The sequence below is a fragment of the Desulfuromonas acetoxidans DSM 684 genome (genome assembly GCF_000167355.1).
In the GTDB taxonomy this organism is placed as follows: domain Bacteria; phylum Desulfobacterota; class Desulfuromonadia; order Desulfuromonadales; family Desulfuromonadaceae; genus Desulfuromonas; species Desulfuromonas acetoxidans.
The window spans coordinates 165,810-187,539 of sequence record NZ_AAEW02000004.1; the positions used below are offsets into that span (position 1 = coordinate 165,810).

Below are 21,730 nucleotides of genomic sequence, written 5' to 3' on the forward strand. Positions count from 1 at the left end.
AGAGTCCTTCTTTATATCGGTTTTTTTTCTAACGGATCTGACGTTGATCCAGCGACGGTCCAGCCGGGCTGACTTTTTTCGCGGCGCAGCAAATCTCCAACAGCAACCGTACCGGGAATCGTCATCCACACCCGGGCATTGGGCTGGATCACCGCCACGGGCTCACCCTGCTCATCCTGACACGGTGGCACGGTAAACGTCACCTGGCGCATCTGTGGCCCGATCAACTCAATCGTGTCACCAATACTGAAACGGTTGCGCCCTTCGAGTAAAACGCGATCACCGGCAACCTCACGGACTACGCCGATAAAATCATGGGTGCGCCGATAGCGGGAATCTTCCGTATGGACCGCAGCGTCATCCGCAGGCAGATAATCAGTCGTGTAGGGGCGATGACTGACCTTATCCAACTCTTCGATCCACAACGGGTCACACTGGTAATTGGCCGGATCGGCCAGATAGCGATCAATGGCTGCCCGGTAAATCCGTGTCACCGCTGCTACATAATAGAGGGTTTTCATACGGCCCTCGATTTTCAGACTGTCGACCCCGGCCTCGATCAGATCCGGTACATGATCAAGCAGACATAGATCACGGCTGTTCATAATATAGGTTCCGCGACCATCTTCCTCGATGGGGAAATACTGACCGGGACGGGTTTCCTCCACCAAGGCATAATTCCAGCGGCACGGCTGGGCACAAGCACCTTCATTGGCACTACGCCCGGTCAGCGCCGTTGACAGCAGACAGCGACCCGAATAAGCAACACACATGGCCCCGTGAACAAACACTTCCAATCCAATATCGCTGCCTCGTCGAATCTGGCGAATTTCATCAATATTGAGTTCCCGAGCCAGATTGACCCGCTCCACCCCCTGGCGCTGCCAAAACCGGCAACTTTCGGCATTGGTGGTATTGGCCTGGGTAGACAGATGGATCTCACGTTGAGGATCGATGTGTTTAACCCGCATCAGCACACCGGGGTCAGAGACAATGTAGCCGTCAGTCGCCAACGGTCGCAGCGCTTCAAGATAGCCATCGACGCCTGCCAGATCTTCCGGTCGCAGATAGGCATTGAGGGTCAGATAAATGCGCTTGCCCTGCTGGTGGGTCAGGTCAATGGCCTTGCGCAATTGATCAAGATCAAAATTGCCGGCTGCCGCCCGCAGGCCGAATTGGCGCCCCCCCACATACACGGCATCCGCCCCGAAGCGCAGGGCTATTTTCAATTTATCCATATCGCCAGCCGGGACCAGCAATTCAACCTTATTCATTGCATTTTCCATGTGATTTATTCGGGTCGACAAAATTTTTTCTGCCGGGACAGACAAAACTCGCCTCCCGGACAGACCATGTCCTTTATTCGGATCGTCAGCATACGTGATTTTCAGAATAAAATCACCCGCATGCCAAAGGGTTTCCTCCTTGACAAGAGGACAAAAAGCCTATAAATATTAGAATATTTTGCATTATTTTGCTTTTCTATTTCTCTCGATGTGAAGGACCGTTGACATGCGTCGTTCTCTTGCCACAATTGCCCTATGCTCCCTTTGGCTGAGTTATGGATGTGCTCCGGCGTCTTCTCCTCAGAGCAGTTCCTTCACCCGCCCTCTGGAGCGTCAGGTCCAGGCCCAGCAACAACAAATCGACAGCCTTACTGGGCTGGTCACTCGCCTGGAAAGCCAAATCGATGCCAACCAGACTCTGCTCAATACCATCCAACAGGATATTGAGCAACTGAAATCCCGATCGCAACCGGCAGGAACTGAGGCTGAAACCGCTTCGACCCCGGCAGGCACAACCACGGCACAACCTTCGGCCACGGAAATTTATCGCCAAGCCTTTGCCGATTATACCCAGGAACGTTACGCAGATGCGGAACACGGCTTCAGCGAATTTTTACGCCTCTATCCGGAAAACCCGTTTGCAGCAACAGCGTGCTTTCGACTGGCACAGTCACAGCAGGCTCAGGGAAAAACCCAGCAGGCGTTGAGCCATTTTGCGGAGGTGGTCAGTCATTACTCGGATGACCACAAAGCTTCTGAGGCATTATATAGTATGGCGGTGCTTCTAAAAAAAACCAACCAACCTCAGCACGCCCAGGCTGCGCTCAACCGTCTGATCGAAAATTACCCGGACAGTGCTGCAGCCAAGAAAGCTAATGCCGGACTGGCCAGCTTGGAAGAATAGTGTATCTTTTAAGTCAGTAGGTTGACACACCCCTGCCGACCGGACATAACAAATAATTGTGCCCCGACGACAACCGTTCGATGCGATGTCACAAGAGGAGATCACCATGAGGATGAACAAACTGATAATTCTGGCCTGCCTGCTTTTGCTTCCGGCAGTTGCCATTGCTCAGGACAATCCCCGTATTTATACCATTCAGAAAGGGGACACCCTGTGGGGAATTTCTAAACGGTTCATCACTGACCCCTGGTACTGGCCGAACTTGTGGGCCAACAACCCGTTCATCCGCAATCCCCACCTGATCTATCCCGGGCAGAAACTGGCCATTTACGACGGACGGATTGAATTGCTGCCCGAATATCCTCAAGATGAACCCGTTGTTGAAGAGCCGACCGCTGAACCGTTGCCGGAGCCGGTGGAAGAGATCACCTTTACCACCGCCGGTGACTTGAACAGCTTCATCAGCAATGACCGCCTGGAAAATGTCGGTCGATTGGTGGACACCGTGGATAACCGCATCATGATGACCCAAGGGGACACCGTCTTTCTGCAAATGAGTGACGAGCAAGCGGCCATCGGCAACAAATACCAAATTTTTAAACTGGCCGATCCGGTGATCCACCCCCAGACCGGTGCCAACCTCGGCTTTCAAATTATTTACCGCGGTGCGCTGCAGCTGACTGCAGCCCATGAGCAGGTCTACTCGGGAACGATTTCCAAAGCGGTCAACGAAATTGAGCGCGGCGACATTCTGTTGCCCGTAACTGAACACTCATCTACCATTGTTCTCAAACGTGCGGAAACCCCTCTGGAGGGCTGTATTATTGCCGCCAACCCAGAAAAAATGGCCTTGGGTCAACGCGATATTTTCTACATCGACCTCGGCACTACTGACGGCCTTGAGGTCGGCAACATGATGACCATTGTCCGCCCCCGCCAGGCCACAGAGCTGGCCCTGCAGGATCGCAACATTGTTCTCCCCGACACCCTGCTTGGTCGCGCCCTGGTGGTGAAGACCGATGCTGAATCATCTGCAGCAGTGATTCTCAAGTCCGCTGAACCGATCTATCGCGGTGACTTGGTTTACACTGAGATGGAATAGAGACCTCAGAGCAAAAAAACTGAGAAAAGGATTGGCGTTATTGCCAATCCTTTTCTTTTGTCCTCAACATTAGAAAAGACCCACACGATGACTCCGCAAGAGATTTTTTGGTTACGTCTCCACCTGACTGCCGGACTGGGCCGACAACGCCTGATTCAACTGATCCATCATTACGGCAGCGCCGAAGCGGCTCTAGCCGTATCTCCGCAGCATTGGGCAGAGCATGCCCAAGTCAAAAGCAAGTCCCTCGGCACACCACCCGAGGCACAGGATCCAACCTTTCAAAAAGCGGTTACCCGCTTGGATCAATTGAATGTGCGGCTGACCAGCCTATGGGATGACGACTATCCTCAGGCATTACGTCATATCAGTGATCCACCTGCCCTGCTCTACCTGCGTGGGCAGTGGCCGGAAAAACGCACTCTGGCACTGGTCGGCTCGCGACGCTGCAGCCCAGCCGGTCAACGCTGGACGGAAAAACTTGCCCACACCCTTTCGCAACACAACCTGACTATTGTCAGCGGTCTGGCCCGCGGCATTGACAGTGCCGCCCACCGTGGCGCTTTAAAAGGGCCAGGCTCCACCATTGCCGTGCTCGGCTGCGGCATCGACCTGATTTACCCCAAAGAAAACCGCCATCTGTTTGAGCAGATCGGTGAAAAAGGTATCATTGTCTCCGAATACCCACCCGGCACCGCGCCAAAGCCCGGCAACTTTCCCGGTCGTAATCGCATCATCAGCGGCCTCAGCGAGGGAGTGGTGATTATCGAAGCCGCCTTGCAAAGTGGTTCGCTGATAACTGCGGACTTTGCCCTCGAGCAGGGGCGCGACGTGTTTGCCGTACCCGGCCCACCTTACGATTCCCAGGTTGCCGGGTGCCTGAAACTGATCCATGACGGCGCAACACTCGTCTGCCAACCACAGGATATCCTTGACCACTTTGGTCTTACAGAGCACAACATCGCCGTGGAGGAAAATGAACCTACCGTACCCCCATTGAGTAACAGCCAGGATATGGTGTTAAGAAAACTGGGTAAAACCCCGCGACATCTCGACAAATTGGCCACGGAAAGTGGCTTGACACCTATGGAGGTTTCGGCTATCGTGCTGCACTTGGAGCTTCTGGGCCTCGCTCAATCGCTGCCCGGAGGGCACTATATTCGGGCATTTCCATCCTGAAACCACGACCTCGACAGGTGTTTTTTTGAACGAACGTGTGCTGATCATTGTGGGTATTATTGCCCAGTATTTTATGAACGAACACGATTTTTCCAGCGAGCGTGAAATTGTCGAGGAACTGCTGTCAGCAGGGTTCAAAGAGGAAGAGATCAACGCCGCTTTTTCGTGGATGGAAAAAGTCACCCTGCAGCAACCGCCCGAAACGGACCAGATGCTCCTGTCACCACCACTGATCCGCGTGTACGCCCCACAGGAAAGGCAATGCCTGACCCGTGAAGCACGAGGGTTCCTGGTCAAGTTACGCACCGCGGGAATCCTGACATCGGAGCTCGAAGAGGAGATCATCCTCAAAGCCTGCCAGAATGACGGGGAAGTAAGCACCCTGGACGATGTAAAATCGATCACCATTCTGGCCATGTTTGCCAGCCTTCAATATGATGGGTCCAGAGAGATCGACTGTATCCTTGAAGATGACTGGAACAGGCTTTATCACTGAAACAACAACGGGCTGCGGGTGAACCACCGGCAGCTTTTTTATTTGTACCGGCGCCAATGAAGGCCAGCCGGAAAATTACAGACCGCTTCAAGGACATTTCATGGCACGTTCACTGGTTATCGTCGAATCACCCGCAAAATCAAAAACCATCGAGAAATTCCTCGGCAAGGATTACAAAGTACTGGCGTCCTACGGCCACATCCGCGCTCTGCCCAGCAAACAGGGATCCGTCGATGTCGAGGGCGGCTTCGTGCCCAAATACCATATCCTGCCCGAGAGTCAGAAACACATCGAACTGCTGACCAAAGAAGTGGCCAAATGTGAAGAACTGCTCCTCGCCACTGACCTCGACCGTGAGGGAGAAGCCATCGCCTGGCATCTGCTTGAGGCGTTGGGGATTGACGAAAACAGCGACAAACCCAAAGTGAAGCGAGTAACGTTCCACGAAATCACCAAGCCAGCCATTCTTAAGGCCGTGGCCGAGCCACATCACATCTCTCGTGATCTGGTCAATGCCCAACAGGCGCGGGTGATCCTCGACTATCTGGTCGGCTTTACTTTGTCACCGTTTTTATGGAAAAAAATCCGCTACGGCCTGTCCGCCGGTCGCGTCCAGTCGGTGGCTCTGCGCCTGGTCTGCGAGCGGGAAAAAGAGATTCAGGCGTTTGAATCGCGTGAATACTGGAGTATCGAAGCACAGCTTGCCAACAATAGTGGAGCATCCTTCGAAGCAAAACTCAATGCCATCGACGGCAAAAGACTCGACAAATTTCATATTGAAAATCAGCAAGCGGCTGAACAACTTGTCAAAGAGATCAGTGCTCTGCCGCTGCAGGTCGCCAAAGTCACCAGCAAGGAAAAAAAACGCTCTCCGGCCGCTCCTTTCACCACCAGTACCCTGCAGCAGGAAGCCAGCCGCAAGCTGGGCTTTTCGGCGCGCAAGACCATGACCGTCGCCCAGAAACTGTATGAAGGGATTGATATCGGGCAGGGTGCCGTTGGTCTGATCACCTACATGCGTACCGACTCCGTGGCCCTGTCGGAACAGGCCACAAGCGAAGCGCGTGACGTGATCACCTCGATCTATGGCGAGCAATATGCCCTGACCAAGCCACGTGTGTACAAAAGCCGCGCTAAAAATGCCCAGGAAGCCCATGAGGCTATCCGTCCAACATCGATCGCCAACCATCCGGAAAAAATCAAGGCAGCCCTCAACTCGGATCAGTACAAGCTCTACCGTCTGATCTGGATGCGCACCGTCGCTTCGCAGATGGCTCAGGCCATTCTCGACGCCACCACTGTAGACATCACCACCCAAGGCGGTGCCGTACAGCATAACTTCCGCGCCAATGGCCAGGTGATCCGCTTCCCCGGCTTTATGAAGCTGTATATCGAAGGCACCGATGAAGGCAATGAGCCGGAAGAGCAGGACGGTATGCTGCCCCCCCTGCAGGAGCAGGAGAGTGTCGCGAGCAAAGAGATCACGCCCAACCAGCACTTCACCCAGCCACCGCCACGCTACACCGAGGCGAGTCTGGTCAAAATTCTCGAAGAATACGGCATTGGCCGTCCGTCCACCTACGCGTCGATCATGAACACCTTGGTCACACGCAAATACGTCCGCCTGGAAAAACGCGCCTTCCACGCGGAAGATGTCGGCATGGTGGTCAATGATCTGCTGTCCAACCATTTCACCAAATACGTTGATTACGATTTTACCGCTAATTTCGAGGAAGAACTCGATGCGGTATCCCGTGGTGAAAAGCAGTGGAAACCACTGCTGAAAGAGTACTGGGAACCGTTTGTTACCTTGCTCAAACAAAAAGAGCAGGAAATTTCCAAAGCCGACCTAACCACCGAGAAGACCGATAAGATCTGCCCGGAGTGCGGCAAAGAACTGGTGATCAAACTGGGACGCTCCGGCAAATTTCTCGCCTGTAGCGGCTTCCCGGACTGCCGCCATACCGAACCTCTGGAAGGTGGCGATCAGGAGGAACCGGAAGTTTCCGAGGAGAAATGCGATAAATGCGGTGCGCCGATGCTGATCAAAATGGGCCGTTACGGCAAATTCCTCGCCTGCAGCGCCTACCCTGACTGCAAGAACATTCAGCCGCTGGTCAAACCCAAGGCACTGGGCATCACTTGCCCGCAATGCAAAGAGGGTGAGCTGATGGAGAAGAAGAGCCGCTACGGCAAAATCTTCTACTCCTGCAACCGTTATCCAAAATGCAAATATGCCTTGTGGGATCAGCCCATGGAAAAGCCCTGTCCCAAATGCGGCTTTGAGCTAACCGTGGAGAAAACCACCAAACGTTACGGCACGGTACACAAATGCCCGCAGGAAAATTGTGACTGGGAAGTGACGGTCATCCCGCCAGAGAAAAAACCAACCAAAGCGGCGGCAAAAAAGAAAACAACCGCCAAAAAGGCGCCCGCTAAAAAGGCACCGGCCAAAAAAACGACCGCTAAAAAAACCACGACAACCGCCAAAAAGAAGGCTCCGGCGAAAAAGACGACTAAAAAAGACACTTAATTCTTTTCCGCATCCCTGTTCAAACGATTCAACGTGTGCCGCTGACCGTCGCCAAGACCTGATGCGGCACACGTTTTTTTGTCAGCCTGCGGCAATAAAGGACAACCCATCATGCCTCTCATGACCAAATCCGTCCAAACTCCACAACTTACCATCATCGGCGGCGGTCTGGCTGGCTGCGAAGCCGCCTGGCAAGCTGCAGAACTCGGCATCGACGTGTGTCTGCTTGAGATGAAACCCATCCAGTTCTCCCCAGCACACCACAGTGAAGGGCTGGCCGAGCTGGTCTGCTCCAACAGCCTGCGCGGCACCGGTATGAACAATGCCGTCGGCTGCTTGAAAGAGGAACTGCGCCGCGCCAACTGCCTGTTCATGCAAGCGGCTGACGCCACTGCTGTCCCGGCCGGTGGTGCGCTGGCCGTGGATCGTGAAGCCTTCAGCGACTGGGTTGGTAACAAAATCGCCGCCCACTCGCACATCACTCTTATGCGCGAAGAGGTGACCACGCTCCCTGAGCAGGGTCCGGTTATCATTGCCAGCGGGCCGCTGACGTCACCCACCCTTGCCACACAAATTGCCCAAATCACCGGCGAAGAGAGCCTTTATTTCTACGATGCCATCGCCCCCATTATCACTGCGGATTCCATTGATTTTTCCGTGGCCTGGCGTGCGTCACGCTACGACAAGGGCGATGCCGACTACGTGAACTGCCCGATGAACAAGGAACAGTATCAGGCGTTTGTCGCCGAACTGATTGCGGCCGACAAGGTTCCGGCCCACAACTTCGAAAAGATGATCCACTTCGAAGGCTGCATGCCCATCGAGGAGATGGCCGAGCGCGGCGAACAGACCTTGGCCTTCGGACCGATGAAGCCGGTGGGCCTGCCCGATCCGCGCACCGGCAAGGAGCCCTATGCGGTGATCCAGCTGCGCCAAGACAACCGCCATGCCACCAGTTACAACATCGTCGGTTTCCAGACTAAACTCACTTACCCAGAGCAGCGACGTATCTTCCGGACCATTCCGGGCCTGGAAAAGGCCGAATTCGAACGCCTCGGCAGTGTCCACCGTAATACCTTTATCAATGCGCCACGTTGCCTCAACGGTCGCCTGCAACTGACCAGCGATCCCCGCCTCTATTTTGCCGGACAAATCACCGGCGTTGAAGGCTATGTCGAATCCGCAGCCTGCGGCTATCTCGCTGGACTGATTGCCGCCAGCGACCTGCTTGGCAAAACTCTGCCGCTACCAGCAGCAGTAACAGCCTGCGGCGCGCTGCTGGGACACTTGCGCGACAGCGATCCGGACCATTTTCAACCACAGAACGTTAACTACGGGTTGTTCCCGCCATTAGAGGGACGCAAGATGAAACGGGCTCTGCGTCGTCTGGCTATGGCCGACCGCGCTCTGGAGGCCTGGGAACAGTGGCTTCAACAGCTCAAAGGAGTGTTCCATGACGCCTGACACGTCCAATATCGTATTGGCCTCTGCTTCACCACGCCGCCGGGAACTGCTCGCCGGTCTTGGCATCGATTTTCAGGTGGTGCCGAGCCAGATTGACGAGGACCGTCTTGAAGGCGAATCCGCCGAAGAGTTTGTCCGCCGCCTCAGCCGCGACAAAGCCCTCGACGTCGCCAACCGCAGCGACATTGACGGCCGCTGGTTTATCGGCAGTGATACCATTGTCGTCTGTGATCAACAGATCCTCGGTAAACCCACCGACCATGACGACGCCCGGCGCATGTTACAGATGCTGTCGGGACGCAGCCACCAGGTGATGTCGGCGTATACCATTCACGACCGTGAAACCGAGGAAGACATTGTACGCTGCGAGATCACCGAGGTCTGGTTCCGGCCATTGACAGGCCGGGAGATTGAGGGGTACATTGCCAGTGGTGAACCGGCAGACAAAGCCGGTTCCTATGCCATTCAGGGGCTGGGTGCCTTTATGGTCACTGCTATCCACGGCAGTTATACCAGTGTCGTCGGTTTGCCCCTGTCTCAAATTATCAGCGATCTGATTCAACTTGGTGCCGTGGCGCTGTTTGCCGACGACACCTCAGCCTGACGGGAAGATCCATGTCTGTTGAAATTGCCCATAATCTTGAAACGATTCAGCAGCGCATCACGGCAGCCTGCCTCCGCTGCGGCCGTGATCCACAGGATATTCAGCTGATTGCCGTATCGAAGAAAAAACCAGTCGAACTGATTGAAGCGGCTCTGAGCGCCGGGCAGACGCTGTTTGGCGAAAGCTATGTTCAGGAATTTATCGACAAACACCAGGTGGTCACTGGCCCGGTGCGCTGGCATTTCATTGGTGCGCTACAGAGCAACAAAGTGAAGTATCTGGCCGGAAAAACCGAATTGATCCATTCGGTAGACCGTTTGTCACTGGCCAAAGAGATCAACAAACAATGGGGCAAAGCCGATGATGTCGCCCGCATTCTGGTTCAGGTCAATGTCGGCGATGAAGCGAGCAAAGCCGGCGTCCCTGTCGATAAGGCCGAGGAACTGGTGCGGCAACTGTCTGAGCTGCCCCATCTGCATGTGGAAGGACTGATGGCTCTGCCGCCGTATGCCGACAACCTGGAACAGGTACGCCCCTGGTTCCGCTTGCTGCGGGAGTTGGCTGAAAAGATTGACACACTCAACCTGCCGAATGTCAGCATGGCCACGCTGTCCATGGGCATGAGTCACGACTTTGAAATTGCCATTGAAGAAGGCGCCACTCTAATCCGGGTCGGCACCGCCATCTTTGGCGCGAGGGAGTAGGAACATGGCTTCAACACCGGCCCAGCGTCCCCAATGGGGCACCCGCATCGGTTTTGTCCTCGCCGCCGCCGGCAGCGCGGTCGGTCTCGGCAACATCTGGAAATTTCCCTACATCGCCGGACAAAATGGCGGTGGCGCATTTGTCCTGGTCTATCTGGTGTGCATCGTGCTGGTGGGATTGCCGATCATGTTGGCCGAGCTAATGGTGGGACGTCACACCAAAAAAGACGCCATCGGCGCGTTTATCGCCCTGGAGCACAAGCGCTCCTGGTGGCAGACACCGGGCTGGATCAGTGTCAGTGCCGCATTTATCATCAGCTCCTACTACTCGGTGGTGGCCGGTTGGACCCTCGACTACGTTTACCGTGCCCTGATGGGTCGCTTTGCCGGAACAGACCCAGCCGTGGTTGAAGGGATGTTCGGCACCCTGATCGCCGACGGCAGTCGCCAGATGGTGTGGCATTTTGTGTTCATGGCGCTGTGTCTGGCCATCGTCATCAGCGGCGTCCAGAAAGGGATTGAGCGCTGGAGCAAGATACTCATGCCGATCCTGTTCCTGCTGCTAACCCTGCTGTTCGTCAACGGTATGATCAGTCCCGGTGCCCGTCAGGGTCTCGAATTCATGTTCAGCCCGGACTTCAACAAGCTTACCCCCGGCTCAGTGCTCGAAGCCCTCGGCCATTCATTCTTCACTTTGTCACTGGGTATGGCGGCCATGATCACCTACGGCTCCTACCTGAAACGGGAGGAGGACCTGTTTGCTGCTGGACTGCGTGTGGTGATTCTCGATACAGTGATTGCCCTGATGGCCGGGCTAGCCATCTTTCCCATCGTCTTTGCCGTGGGCATGGCCCCGGCGGCCGGACCGGGTCTGATCTTCAAAACCATTCCGGTGGTGTTTTCACAAATCCCCGGCGGCGCGATCCTCGCGGTGTTTTTCTTTCTTCTGTTATCTTTTGCCGCTTTGACCAGCAACATCTCATTGCTCGAAGCCCAGGTCGCCTACCTGATTGACGAGCGCGGCTGGGGCCGTAAAACCGCCACCTGCACCATTGCCGCCCTTGCATTCACCGTCGGCATCCCCACAGCCCTGTCGTATAATGTCATGGCTGACTGGACCTTTATCGGAAACCGCTCGTTTTTTGATTCCGCCGACCTGATCGCCTCTAATTACCTGCTGCCGATTGCCGGCCTTCTGATCGCCATCTACGTCGGCTGGTTCTGGGGTGGTGATGAGGAAAAAGAGGAACTGATGGCTGGTGGCGCCGGTTGGGTGTATCCGGTGTGGCACGTGCTGATCCGCTTTGTATCACCCCTGGCCGTGGCCATTGTCCTCTACTACAAAATCGACGAAGCCGGTCTGTGGGCCTGGTTGCACGGTCTGTTGCAGTGATGAAGGAGATCGACGGATTTTTCTTCGACCTGGACGGCACTCTGGTTGATTCAGCGCGCGATCTGGCGGCGGCGGTCAATCGGTTACGCGTCCATCTGGATCTAGAACCAATCGCTGAACAGCTCGCCCTGAGTTATGTCGGTGACGGCGCCACCCGTCTGGTGCAGCGTGCCCTGCCCGAGGGCATGTACCAGCACGAACATCGCGCCACATTTTTACAACTCTACGCCGAACATCTGCTCGATCACAGCTGCATCTATCCAGGCATTGAAGAATTTCTCGCTCGTCACCAGGATAAAGTGCTGGCCGTCGTCTCCAACAAACCCTACACGCTGGCCGTGGATCTGCTGCGCGGTTTGGGCCTGCTGGAGCCATTTGCCCTGGTACTCGGCGGCGACAGCCTCGCTGAAAAAAAGCCCCATCCGTTGCCACTGGCCCATGCCATGGCAACTCTGGATGTCTCCCCCTCCAGAGCCGTGATGATCGGCGACCATCACACCGACCTCTATTGCGCCCAAGCTGCCGGAGTGGCAAGCTGCTTCTGTCAATATGGTTTCGGCATCGCCGCTGAAGCGCCCTACACCTGGAGTGTCCAGCAGCCACACGATCTGCTGACGCTGTTCCTATGATGACAACCGATTCACAACGCCCGATCCTGACCATGAAGGAGATCAGCTGGTTTTTCTTTCCACTGGTGCTCAATGTTCAGTTGATGAGTGTTTCCCACTCCATCATCAACGCAGCTCTGGCACGAGTTGATGATTATGTCATCGCCCTGGCTTCCTTTTCCGTGGCCATGGTAGTCCATTTGCTGTTTGCTTCACCATCGTACCAAAACCACACCATCACCATCGCCATCGTGCGCGGAAAGAGCTCCTTTCGCAGTATGATGCTGTGCGTGATTCTTATTGCCATCTATGTGTCGACCATGCTCAACCTCATCGCCCATACGTTTTTGGGTGACATCCTGCTGCAAACCATCCTCGGCGTTTCACCGTCCGTTGCCGATGGCGCCAAGCGGGTTTTGGCACTGATGGCACTGCTCCCCTTTTTCACCGGTTTTCGTGGCTTTTTTCAGGGCATGGTGATCCGCGCCCGCCACACGAACCTGGTGTCTCTCGCCACCGGCATCCGCATCGGCGCCCTACTCTTCTGGCTGTACATCGGCCAACAATGGTTTAACGGTCCGGAACTGGGCGCATTCGGCCTACTGATGTGCATTGTCGTCGAAACCACTATGATGGGGCTGTTTGCTTGGCGGTGCCATGTCCCGTTCGACAATCGCAATGAAAAATCAACCGGTGAAATTCTCCGTTTTGCCCTGCCGGTAGCATTTTCTTCCGGGTTGCAACAAACTATTCCAGTGGTCATCAATGCCATTATCAGCCGTCTGCCCGATGCCAACCTGGCTCTGGCATCGTTCGGTGTCATACGCGCCCTGCTGTTCATGCTCGCCGGTCCCATGCGCAACCTGCAACAGGTCTATTTGACCCTGATCGAAAAACCGCAGGACTATGCCGTTTTATTGCGGTTCTTCTGGTGGACCAGTCTCGGCATGGGCCTGTTGACTCTCGGCATTGCCGGCCCGGCTAATCAGCTCATTTTTGACAATATTTTCGGCCTTGCTGAACCACTGCGCCAGTACATTATCCTGCCGTTGAGCCTGTGCGCCATCTTCCCTCTGGCCTATGGTGGCACCAACCTGCTGCGTGCCTACTTTACCGCCACCCACCACACCGTCATCCTCGGTCAGGCCACTCTGATCAAATTTGCCTATTTGCTCATTTGCTGGCTGGTCAGCCTGTTCATCCCCCTGCAGATCCCCGGTATTCTGCTGGCCATTTTCCTGCTGATCAGCAGCGAATTGGCTGAAGCCTGGTTTCTGCGCCTGCGTCGTGTCTGAAACTTATCGTGATCACTTGAATTATCGCCCTTTTCTAGGTAGGATTATCCTACCTGTCGATAAATATTATTTTTTAATTTATGAGTCTCTTACAAAAGACCTATAGAGTCCAGAGATGGGCAACAAGAATGGATCGACAGCTTGGCAGCGAAGCCTGAACGGCTTTTTGCACAAACCTATTTTATGAAAGCTGCTCATGGCCTCACCAGCAGACCATCACGATACGGCGCATCACCAACAAAGCAATGGAAAACTCATTCTGCTGCTGGTGTTCTTTTGCCTGACAATGCTGGTCTGTCTTTCTGCCGCAATTTTCTACGATTACCAAAAGAAAACCATCTCGGAAGCGGCCCAAGTCAACCTGACCATGTTGACCAACCTCAAAGCCCGTCAGGTGGGACATTGGCGCCATGAACGGATCATCCATGCCCAACTGCTCACCGCCAACCGTGACCTGCTCGACAGCATTGCATTATTTATCGACCAGCGCACACCGGATCGGGCCAACCACATTATCCAGTCTCTCACCCCGGCACTCAGTGACAGTGAAGACCACGCTATCGTCCTCACAGATGCTTCAGGGCTTCCGATTCTCAGCGTCGGTGACAACATCAACCTGAAAGCTCATATTGATCCTGAACCGCTGGTCACAGCTCTTGATCGTCATGAGGTGATGTTCAGCAAGCTGTTCCACGTTCACAGCAACGCGACAATTCATCATCATGGGCACAGCCATGCTGACGTGCGCACCACCCATGTTCACATGAATCTGATTGCCCCACTGTATCGCCACGGTGATCCCGCCCAAGAAATTCTCGGAGCCTTGATCTTTATTATCAATCCCGAGCACTTTCTCGTCCCACTGATGTCATCGTGGCCGGTCCCCAGCCCCAGCGCCGAATCGGTTCTGGTGCGAAAAGTTGATAACAAGGTGCTCCGCCTGACCCCGACCCGCCATGCGGTTAGCCATGAGATGCTGGTGTCCGTTAAGCCACCCGAAGGTTATGAAACCCCAGGCAGCCGGATTACTGAAGAAAAGGAAGGCGTATTCCTCGGTTATGACTACCGTCGGGTCCCGGTTCTGGCCTCGATTAAAAAAGTGGAGAACAGCCCCTGGTATCTGGTGGCAAAAATCGACAAAAAAGAGGTGATGGCACCCTTGTTTCGCATTGCCACCATTGAAGCTGTCACTGCAATTATGTTCCTCGCAGCAGCGAGTATCATGATGATGTTATGGTGGCGCCGCCAACAGGCTCTCTACCAGGCCAGCTACTACCAACAACAACTTCAACACCAGATGCTCAGCCAGCGCTTTGACAACCTAACCCGCTTTGCCAACGATCTCGTTCTACTGGTTGATGCACAGGGACAGATTATTGATGCCAATGAACGGGCTCTTGATACCTATGGTTATCCGGAAGATGAACTAAAAACCTTTAAACTTAAAGATCTGTGTGATTTGAGCCAACAGGAGTGTGATCTGTTCTGGGAGCAGCTTAAAGTCGAGCAGGGCGTTCGCTTTGAGACCATGCAATTTCGTCAGGACGGCAGCACGTTTCCCGTTGAGATCAATGCCCGGTGGATTGATCTTGACCGCGGCCATCTGGTTCAAGCGATCATTCGCGATATCTCCGAACGCAAGGCTGCAGAAGACCAACTGGTTCATCAGGCTTATCACGATCCTTTAACCGGGCTGCCCAACCGGCTGCTGATCAGTGACCGCCTCAAACTGGCCATTGCAAAAGCCCGCCGTCATAAAACACAGGCCGTTTTGCTGCTGCTGGATCTGGATCGATTTAAAAACATCAACGACACATTGGGCCATGCCGTCGGCGACCGTATCCTTACAACTCTGGCGCAACGGATGCAGGAAACGTTGCGCGATACCGATACCGTAGCCCGTTTCGGCGGCGATGAGTTTCTGGTGCTGCTCGAAGATATCCGCGAGCTGTCGGATGTGGTCTCTCTGGCTCAAAAGCTTTCTGATCTCGTCAGTCAGCCGGTACTTATCGACGGTGAAGAGATGTGCCTGACCACCAGTGTCGGCATCAGTGTCGCCCCGGAAGACAGCATTGAAGTTGACCAACTGATCCGCTTTGCCGATACCGCCATGTATCGGGCCAAAGAAAAAGGACGCAACAATTTTCAGTTTTATACTCCGGATATGAACGCCCATGCCGGTCGCCGCCTGCAACTGGAAAACAATCTGCGCAAAGCCCTGCAACGCCAGGAGATGGTGGTCTACTACCAACCTCAGGTTGAGATGGACAGTGGCCGGATTATCGGCAGCGAGGCCTTGTTGCGTTGGATGCACCCCGAACACGGACTAATCTCCCCCAACGACTTCATTCCTCTGGCTGAAGAAACCGGTGTCATTGAAGAGATTGGTGCCTGGGCATTGGAGCAGGCTTGTCAACAAACCGTGGCATGGCAGAAAAATCATCCGGAATTAAAAATCGCCGTCAATCTGTCGGCGCGCCAGTTCCGCAATGAGAATCTGGTTGACGATATCGAGCAAATTCTTAACAAAACCGGATTAGCGGCTAGGCATCTGGAGATGGAACTGACGGAAAGCCTGCTAATGGAGGATGTTGATGTCGCCATCGACCTGATGAATCGTCTGACCAAACTGGGAATCACTCTGGCCATCGACGACTTTGGTACCGGTTACTCGTCGTTAAGCCATTTAAACCGCTTTCCCATTGATAAATTAAAAATCGACCGTTCTTTTGTCAACAGCATGTCGCTTGATAACAATGGCATCGCCCGCACCATTATCACCCTGGGACGCACTCTCGGTTTATCTATTATCGCCGAAGGTGTTGAAAACAACGAACAACGTCAACTACTGCTGCAGCTCGGCTGCCCCCAAGCCCAAGGCTACTATTTCAGTCGGCCGGTTCATGACAACGCCTTCAGCGAAATGTTGGAAAAACCAACAATTCTTCCAAATTCTTAACATTATTACTAAACTCTCGGCGAACGCAGACCGACAAGGGTAGATAAGCATAGGTTATTGCCCAGCTGCGGATGAGACAGGATGTCTGAAACCACCGAAAATGAAACCAGCCCGTTTGGCGAAGCTCCCGGCAATGTTGTTCACGAAGAACATACCGAGGAGTTCAGTCTGCAGATTATTGTTGCCGATGATGAAATGTCGGCCATGGTCAGTCTGATCCCTGTCGCCGATAAGGACGTTGAAATCCCCCCCCAACAGCTGCTCAGTGCGCTTTCCCAGGCCGGCATTGAAGACGGTGTCGACCTGCCTGCGGTCGAAGCGGTGTGCAACTTTGCCTCAAAAGGCAAAGAGCAACGCCACGTGACCATCGCGTCTACAGAGCTTCCAGAGCCCGGTGCGGATGCCTGGCTGGAAGTGCTGATCCGAACCGGCGCAGACCAAAACATTCAACTCGAAGAAGATGAAGAGGGCAAACTCGACCTCTACACCCTCAATCTGTTTACCAGCGTCGAACCTGACCAGGAGATCGCCATTCTTCACCCGGCGGAATACGGCAAAGGCTCTTCGACAGTCACCGGAAAAGTCCTCGCCCCGGAACAGGGCAAAGAGCTCGACGTCAGACTCGGTGGCGGCGTGCGCGTCGAAGATGGCGGTCAACGGTTTATCGCCGAATTGTGTGGTCGCGTTGATTACTCTGAAAATACCTTATCGGTCTCAGAAGATTACATCATCCACGGTGATGTCGATCTGGAAGTGGGTAACATCAACTTCCCCGGCTATACCCGCGTGCGTGGCGATGTGCTCGACAGTTTCGATATTCGTTCCATCAAAGGGATTGAAATTGGCGGCGCGGTCGGCAACTCCTATCTGATTACTGATGGCGATGTCACCATCGGTAGTATGTCGGGACGCGATGAAGGGTTAATCCGCTGTGGTGGCACCCTGAAAGCTAACTACCTCAACGGCGTCACAGTGGAATGCATGGGCGATGTGGTGATCGCCAACGAGATCCGCAACTGCGTGATCAAATCAGCCGGAGCCATTCTCATCAAAAACGGCGTGATCAGTGGTGGTGAATGTCTTGCACTCAATGGCGTTGAGGCCAAGGATATCGGCGCGACAGCCGGTGTCACCACCCGCCTAACCTCAGGGGTTTACTTCCCTGAAACCGACCGTCTGCAAATGCTCAAAGCCAAGCAGAAGAGTCTCACCATCCAAAACGAATTCATCAACCACTGCCTTGGCCCGCTGAAAAAAAAGGCGGCTAAAGATAAAAGCGATGATTCCGCCACCAAGAAACGCCTGGCCATCCTTCTTGAACGCCTTGAACTGGTAAAAAAAATGCAGGTGGAGGTGAAACAGGAACTCAACGGTTTCGTCTTTGAAGACCATGACGGTAATGCCAAAATCAATGTACAGCGGCGCGTGCGGGAAAAAGTGGTAATCTCATTGGATACTGTCACCGAAGAGGTCCGTTTTGAACAATACGGCCCGTTGTCCATTGTCGCCGACACCCTCAACAGTCGCCTCTACTTCGGCGAATACAGTCCTCTCACGGTTCATGCCGATGACATGGTCATTGAAGAGCCGGAAGAGGAAGAGGCTCCGCAAAATGAAGAGGAAGAAGTCTGACAAAAGTGGTTGAGTCTTCACATATCCTCTATTTCCAGTGGTCTAAATAACCCTACGAATTGCGTTAGCGAACCTCCTTTCATATAATTTGCTACCCACCTGACACGGACTGCCGGGACGAAACCCGGCGACCTTGACCTTGATTTTGATCTTCAGTGGTTCGCAATTCTGGCACGCACGTGACGTGGGCTTCCGCGCCCACACCTCGGGCCACATTTTGCGTCGACAAAAGGGGCGCAAAATCGACTCCCGACCATTGCACCCTACGGGTTCCCTCTCTCCATTCTCTTACACCGCGATGTCGGCAAAACTCGCTAACGCTCAAACAAGTTGCCGACAACCATCGCGCTGACGTTCATTGCGTTCGGTGCTGCTGAACGGGAGAGCTTGGCTGCTAAATAACACACTTCTGTAGGGTGGGCACTGCCCACCCGTTTATTCGGTGCCACGGAAGAGATAGAGCGTTGCGTTAAACTGTTATCAACGTTTTACGCCAGAGATGATGAGTTGCACGATTCGTCGACCTAAAGGGCGGCGGGCCGAATCCGTTAAGCATAACGGAAACAGACACAGTGTAGGTGAATCCAGGTTCAGGAGGTGTTCAAGCTGGTTTTTGCATACTTTTGAGCGGCCAGTCAAAAGGATGTCGGCTGCCGGGACGAGACCCGGCGACCTTGACTTTGATCTTGATCTTCAGTGGTTCGCAATTCGGAACAAATCGCGCTGGCGAACTTCATCCGTTCACAATGGTGGTACGCACATGACGCGGGCTTCCGCGCCCGCACGTCGGGCCCCTTTTGCGTCGACAAAAGAGGCGTAAAATCGACTCCCGTCATTGCACCCTGCGGGTTCCCTCTCTCCATTCTCTTACATCGCGATGTCGGCAAAATTCGCTAGCGCTCAAACAGGTTGCCGACGACCATCGCGCTGACGTTCATTGCGTTCGGTGCTGCTGAACGGGAGAGCTTGGCTGCTAAATATCACTCTGAAGAAGGGTGGGCACTGCCCACCCGTTTATTCGGTGCCACGGAAGAAATAGAGGACGGCTTAACCAATGAACTACCCCGCCGCAAGCAGCGGGGTATCAACAGCCTGCAATCTTTGCTCAATCACGCAGTGAACTGCGGGGTATTGAGCCCAAATTGCGAATAAACCTAATCCGCTAACTCCCGCGACCGCTGGCTGGCCCGCGTAACAGCACCCATCAATGTAGCGCGCAATTTCCCCTTCTCCAGCGTATCCACAGCAGCAATGGTTGTCCCGCCCGGACTGCACACCCGATCACGCAGTACCGCCGGATGTTCGCCGGTATCCAGCACCATTTGCGCAGCCCCGGCAACGGTCTTGGCGGCCAGATTCAAAGCCACATCGCGTGGCAGACCTTCCAAGACACCGCCATCAGCCAACGCTTCGATAATGGTGTACACATAGGCCGGCCCGGAACCGGACAACCCGGTAACAGCATCAAGGAGTTTTTCAGCCACCACCTCAACAACACCGACCGAGGCAAACAACTGCCGAGCCAGTTCAACATCATCATTCTGAACATAACGGCCACCACTAAGCGCCGCCGCACCGGTACCGATCAGCGCCGGAGTATTGGGCATAACCCGAACAATCCGTGGTGAACCACCCAGAATCGCCTCAATGCGTGACGTTTTAACCCCAGCCAGAATTGAGATCATGCAATGATCATCGCTGAATGCCTCACTGAGCGGCATCAGAGCAGCATCCAGAGCCTGTGGTTTGACTGCCAGCAGAATGACTTTTTTCTCAGCCACAACCTGACTGCTGTCAGCTGTGGTTTCAATGCCATACGTCTGTTCAAGAAACTGGCGGCGTTCCGGCATCAGCTCGGCAACAAGAATCGCTTTGCTGTCCATACCAGATGCAATCAATCCCTTGATCAACGCTTCAGCCATATTTCCACCACCAATAAACCCCAGTGCTATCAAACCCATCGAGTCATCCTTTCCGTTGCTATAACCAAAAACCGGTTTACTCCTATGACAGAGCTTACCCATTTCATTGTTGTTGACGGCCTGAAAAAATGCCAAACAAACCAAAGCGTGGCAAGCACCTCATAGAGGTGTCCTAAGTAGATAAAAGGTTGTGATTTGCGCTATTTTACGGCATAAGTTGACATGAAGACAGTGTAGATTTTACCTGACGGCATTTTGCGGTAAAAAAGGAGAACCGATGGCAAATAACACTGTGCCACAACATTACTTCACCTGTGCCTGCGGGCAAGGCGAATCGCCTGTTTCGGCCCATTATCTGGCATTGGCCGAAGCCGGATTAGCCGATCGCATTCTTCTGGAAGCCAGAGGGTTTCTTCCGCCCGGCAGCGCGCTGCAGACACCGGAAAAGTGCACAACAAAGGCAGAACAACGCCTGTTCATGGCCCGGATCGAATCTGCCACTGTCGGGGAAGTGATCAGTGCGGCCATCGCTGTTGCCTACCCGGAAAATCCGCACCATGGTGCACCGGTGATTCCCGTTGCGTCCACCGGCCATAAAGAAGATATAGAAGCTATGGCACGCAGTCAGGCGCAGAGCGCCGTGGAGCAGCGTGGCGATACTGTAAAAGAAATTCAATCGTTGGCGGTACAGGTGAAAGTCTCTCAGCCTTCCTGTGCCCTGGCCTGCGTCGTTTTGACACCCTCTATTTAAGGAACAGGAAGCCATTATGGAGATGTGGTACACCGAGAAACACTCGGAAAATGTCGGGATTACCATGAAAGTGACGGAGACATTGTTCTCCGGCAAGAGTGAATTTCAGCAACTGGACATTGTCCAGACACTTGAATACGGCAAAATGATGCTGCTTGATGGTCTGGTCATGGTTACCGAGCGTGATGAGTTCGTTTACCACGACATGATTGCCCACCCGGCGCTGTTCACCCACCCCGCCCCGAAAAACGTACTGGTAATCGGCGGCGGTGACGGCGGCAGCATCCGCGAGATCATGAAGCACCCCGGTGTTGAGCAAGCGACCCTGTGCGAAATTGACGGTCTGGTGATTGAGAAGTCCATCGAACTGCTGCCCTCCATGGCCTGTGAAATCGACGGCAGCAACTCACGCGTCAAACTGCATGTCGATGACGGCCTGGCCTATATTCGTGACCACCAGAACGAATTCGACGTCATCCTTGTCGACTCCACCGATCCCATCGGTCCGGCCGTCGGCCTGTTCGAAGAGGATTTTTACCGTCTGGTTCACGGTGCTCTGAAAGAGGACGGCATCATGGTCGCCCAGAGCGAATCGCCGTTTTACCATGCCGACATCCAGAAGGCCATGTACGGCAACCTGCGCAACGTGTTCCCGATTGTCGAGATGTATCAGGCGTTCATCCCCACCTACCCCAGCGGTCTGTGGAGTTTCGCCTTTGCCAGCAAGAAATATCATCCGGTCAATGATTTCGACCAGCAGCGCGCTGCCAACCGCGGCTTTCATACCCGCTACTACAACGAGCAACTGCACCTCGGCGCGTTCATGCTGCCGACGTTTGCCCGCGAAAACATTGCTTGATGAGGTTCTTGCAAAAAGCCATCCGTGCTTTTTGCCAAC

General features: G+C 54.1%; 17 protein-coding genes. 15 read left to right on the forward strand and 2 right to left on the reverse strand.

From position 1 onward, the window contains the following. Positions 1 to 11 precede the first annotated feature (11 nt). Entirely contained in the window at positions 12 to 1,274 is a 1,263-nt protein-coding gene (locus DACE_RS04450; RefSeq protein ID WP_050769967.1) for a peptidase U32 family protein, read from the reverse strand. Between the two features lie 238 nt (positions 1,275 to 1,512). Here DACE_RS04450 and DACE_RS04455 point away from each other — a divergent pair, with 238 nt between their 5' ends. From DACE_RS04455 to DACE_RS04515, 13 genes are all read left to right on the forward strand, one after another. Next, positions 1,513 to 2,190 carry a tetratricopeptide repeat protein gene (locus DACE_RS04455; protein WP_005998659.1) on the forward strand — a complete coding sequence of 226 codons (678 nt, stop codon included), beginning with the start codon at positions 1,513 to 1,515 and terminating at the stop codon, positions 2,188 to 2,190. A 112-nt stretch (positions 2,191 to 2,302) separates the two neighbouring features. After that, positions 2,303 to 3,292, forward strand: coding sequence for a LysM peptidoglycan-binding domain-containing protein (locus tag DACE_RS04460; RefSeq protein ID WP_040366192.1), 990 nt, complete (start codon positions 2,303 to 2,305; stop codon positions 3,290 to 3,292). Positions 3,293 to 3,379: 87 nt separating this feature from the next. Beyond that, positions 3,380 to 4,471, forward strand: coding sequence for a DNA-processing protein DprA (gene dprA / locus DACE_RS04465; protein ID WP_005998664.1), 1,092 nt, complete (start codon positions 3,380 to 3,382; stop codon positions 4,469 to 4,471). A gap of 25 nt (positions 4,472 to 4,496) precedes the next feature. Then, positions 4,497 to 4,967, forward strand: coding sequence for a DUF494 family protein (locus DACE_RS04470; RefSeq protein WP_005998666.1), 471 nt, complete (start codon positions 4,497 to 4,499; stop codon positions 4,965 to 4,967). A gap of 100 nt (positions 4,968 to 5,067) precedes the next feature. After that, entirely contained in the window at positions 5,068 to 7,500 is a 2,433-nt protein-coding gene (gene topA, locus DACE_RS04475; protein ID WP_005998667.1) for a type I DNA topoisomerase, read from the forward strand. Positions 7,501 to 7,620: 120 nt separating this feature from the next. Next, positions 7,621 to 8,964, forward strand: a complete 1,344-nt coding sequence (trmFO, locus tag DACE_RS04480; protein ID WP_040366241.1) for a methylenetetrahydrofolate--tRNA-(uracil(54)-C(5))-methyltransferase (FADH(2)-oxidizing) TrmFO — start codon at positions 7,621 to 7,623, stop codon at positions 8,962 to 8,964. Continuing rightward, on the forward strand, positions 8,954 to 9,568 hold the full coding sequence (locus tag DACE_RS04485) for a Maf family protein (RefSeq protein ID WP_005998671.1): 615 nt from the start codon (positions 8,954 to 8,956) through the stop codon (positions 9,566 to 9,568). The genes trmFO and DACE_RS04485 overlap by 11 nt, the downstream gene beginning before the upstream one ends. Before the next feature lie 11 nt (positions 9,569 to 9,579). Further along, complete coding sequence (locus DACE_RS04490) at positions 9,580 to 10,272, forward strand: YggS family pyridoxal phosphate-dependent enzyme (RefSeq protein ID WP_005998673.1); 693 nt, start codon at positions 9,580 to 9,582, stop codon at positions 10,270 to 10,272. 4 nt (positions 10,273 to 10,276) lie between these two features. Beyond that, a complete protein-coding gene (locus tag DACE_RS04495) occupies positions 10,277 to 11,665 on the forward strand; it encodes a sodium-dependent transporter (RefSeq protein ID WP_005998675.1) in 1,389 nt (462 codons plus the stop codon). After that, positions 11,635 to 12,294: an HAD-IA family hydrolase gene (locus DACE_RS04500; RefSeq protein ID WP_155808989.1), complete on the forward strand. Its 660-nt coding sequence runs from the start codon at positions 11,635 to 11,637 to the stop codon at positions 12,292 to 12,294. Before DACE_RS04495 ends, DACE_RS04500 begins: the two co-directional genes overlap by 31 nt. Next, positions 12,291 to 13,568, forward strand: coding sequence for a hypothetical protein (locus tag DACE_RS04505; RefSeq protein ID WP_005998679.1), 1,278 nt, complete (start codon positions 12,291 to 12,293; stop codon positions 13,566 to 13,568). Before DACE_RS04500 ends, DACE_RS04505 begins: the two co-directional genes overlap by 4 nt. Before the next feature lie 196 nt (positions 13,569 to 13,764). Further along, positions 13,765 to 16,527, forward strand: a complete 2,763-nt coding sequence (locus DACE_RS17025; protein ID WP_005998682.1) for a bifunctional diguanylate cyclase/phosphodiesterase — start codon at positions 13,765 to 13,767, stop codon at positions 16,525 to 16,527. A gap of 81 nt (positions 16,528 to 16,608) precedes the next feature. Then, positions 16,609 to 18,159: a DUF342 domain-containing protein gene (locus DACE_RS04515; protein ID WP_005998684.1), complete on the forward strand. Its 1,551-nt coding sequence runs from the start codon at positions 16,609 to 16,611 to the stop codon at positions 18,157 to 18,159. 1,154 nt (positions 18,160 to 19,313) lie between these two features. Here DACE_RS04515 and proC read toward each other — a convergent pair. Beyond that, positions 19,314 to 20,120: a pyrroline-5-carboxylate reductase gene (gene proC, locus DACE_RS04520; protein ID WP_005998687.1), complete on the reverse strand. Its 807-nt coding sequence runs from the start codon at positions 20,118 to 20,120 to the stop codon at positions 19,314 to 19,316. A 238-nt stretch (positions 20,121 to 20,358) separates the two neighbouring features. Here proC and DACE_RS04525 point away from each other — a divergent pair, with 238 nt between their 5' ends. Together DACE_RS04525 and speE are read left to right on the forward strand one after the other, a co-directional pair. Next, positions 20,359 to 20,832, forward strand: a complete 474-nt coding sequence (locus tag DACE_RS04525) for a pyruvoyl-dependent arginine decarboxylase (RefSeq protein WP_005998689.1) — start codon at positions 20,359 to 20,361, stop codon at positions 20,830 to 20,832. 16 nt (positions 20,833 to 20,848) lie between these two features. Next, positions 20,849 to 21,691, forward strand: coding sequence for a polyamine aminopropyltransferase (gene speE, locus DACE_RS04530; RefSeq protein WP_005998691.1), 843 nt, complete (start codon positions 20,849 to 20,851; stop codon positions 21,689 to 21,691). The last annotated feature ends 39 nt before the right edge of the window (positions 21,692 to 21,730 follow it).

Coding starts and splice junctions, on each gene's coding strand:
- DACE_RS04450 (WP_050769967.1), bottom strand. CDS start 1,274: ATGAATAAGGTTGAATTGCTGGTCCCGGCTGGCGATATGGATAAATTG.
- DACE_RS04455 (WP_005998659.1), top strand. CDS start 1,513: ATGCGTCGTTCTCTTGCCACAATTGCCCTATGCTCCCTTTGGCTGAGT.
- DACE_RS04460 (WP_040366192.1), top strand. CDS start 2,303: ATGAACAAACTGATAATTCTGGCCTGCCTGCTTTTGCTTCCGGCAGTT.
- dprA (WP_005998664.1), top strand. CDS start 3,380: ATGACTCCGCAAGAGATTTTTTGGTTACGTCTCCACCTGACTGCCGGA.
- topA (WP_005998667.1), top strand. CDS start 5,068: ATGGCACGTTCACTGGTTATCGTCGAATCACCCGCAAAATCAAAAACC.
- trmFO (WP_040366241.1), top strand. CDS start 7,621: ATGACCAAATCCGTCCAAACTCCACAACTTACCATCATCGGCGGCGGT.
- DACE_RS04485 (WP_005998671.1), top strand. CDS start 8,954: ATGACGCCTGACACGTCCAATATCGTATTGGCCTCTGCTTCACCACGC.
- DACE_RS04490 (WP_005998673.1), top strand. CDS start 9,580: ATGTCTGTTGAAATTGCCCATAATCTTGAAACGATTCAGCAGCGCATC.
- DACE_RS04495 (WP_005998675.1), top strand. CDS start 10,277: ATGGCTTCAACACCGGCCCAGCGTCCCCAATGGGGCACCCGCATCGGT.
- DACE_RS04505 (WP_005998679.1), top strand. CDS start 12,291: ATGATGACAACCGATTCACAACGCCCGATCCTGACCATGAAGGAGATC.
- DACE_RS17025 (WP_005998682.1), top strand. CDS start 13,765: ATGGCCTCACCAGCAGACCATCACGATACGGCGCATCACCAACAAAGC.
- DACE_RS04515 (WP_005998684.1), top strand. CDS start 16,609: ATGTCTGAAACCACCGAAAATGAAACCAGCCCGTTTGGCGAAGCTCCC.
- proC (WP_005998687.1), bottom strand. CDS start 20,120: ATGGGTTTGATAGCACTGGGGTTTATTGGTGGTGGAAATATGGCTGAA.
- DACE_RS04525 (WP_005998689.1), top strand. CDS start 20,359: ATGGCAAATAACACTGTGCCACAACATTACTTCACCTGTGCCTGCGGG.
- speE (WP_005998691.1), top strand. CDS start 20,849: ATGGAGATGTGGTACACCGAGAAACACTCGGAAAATGTCGGGATTACC.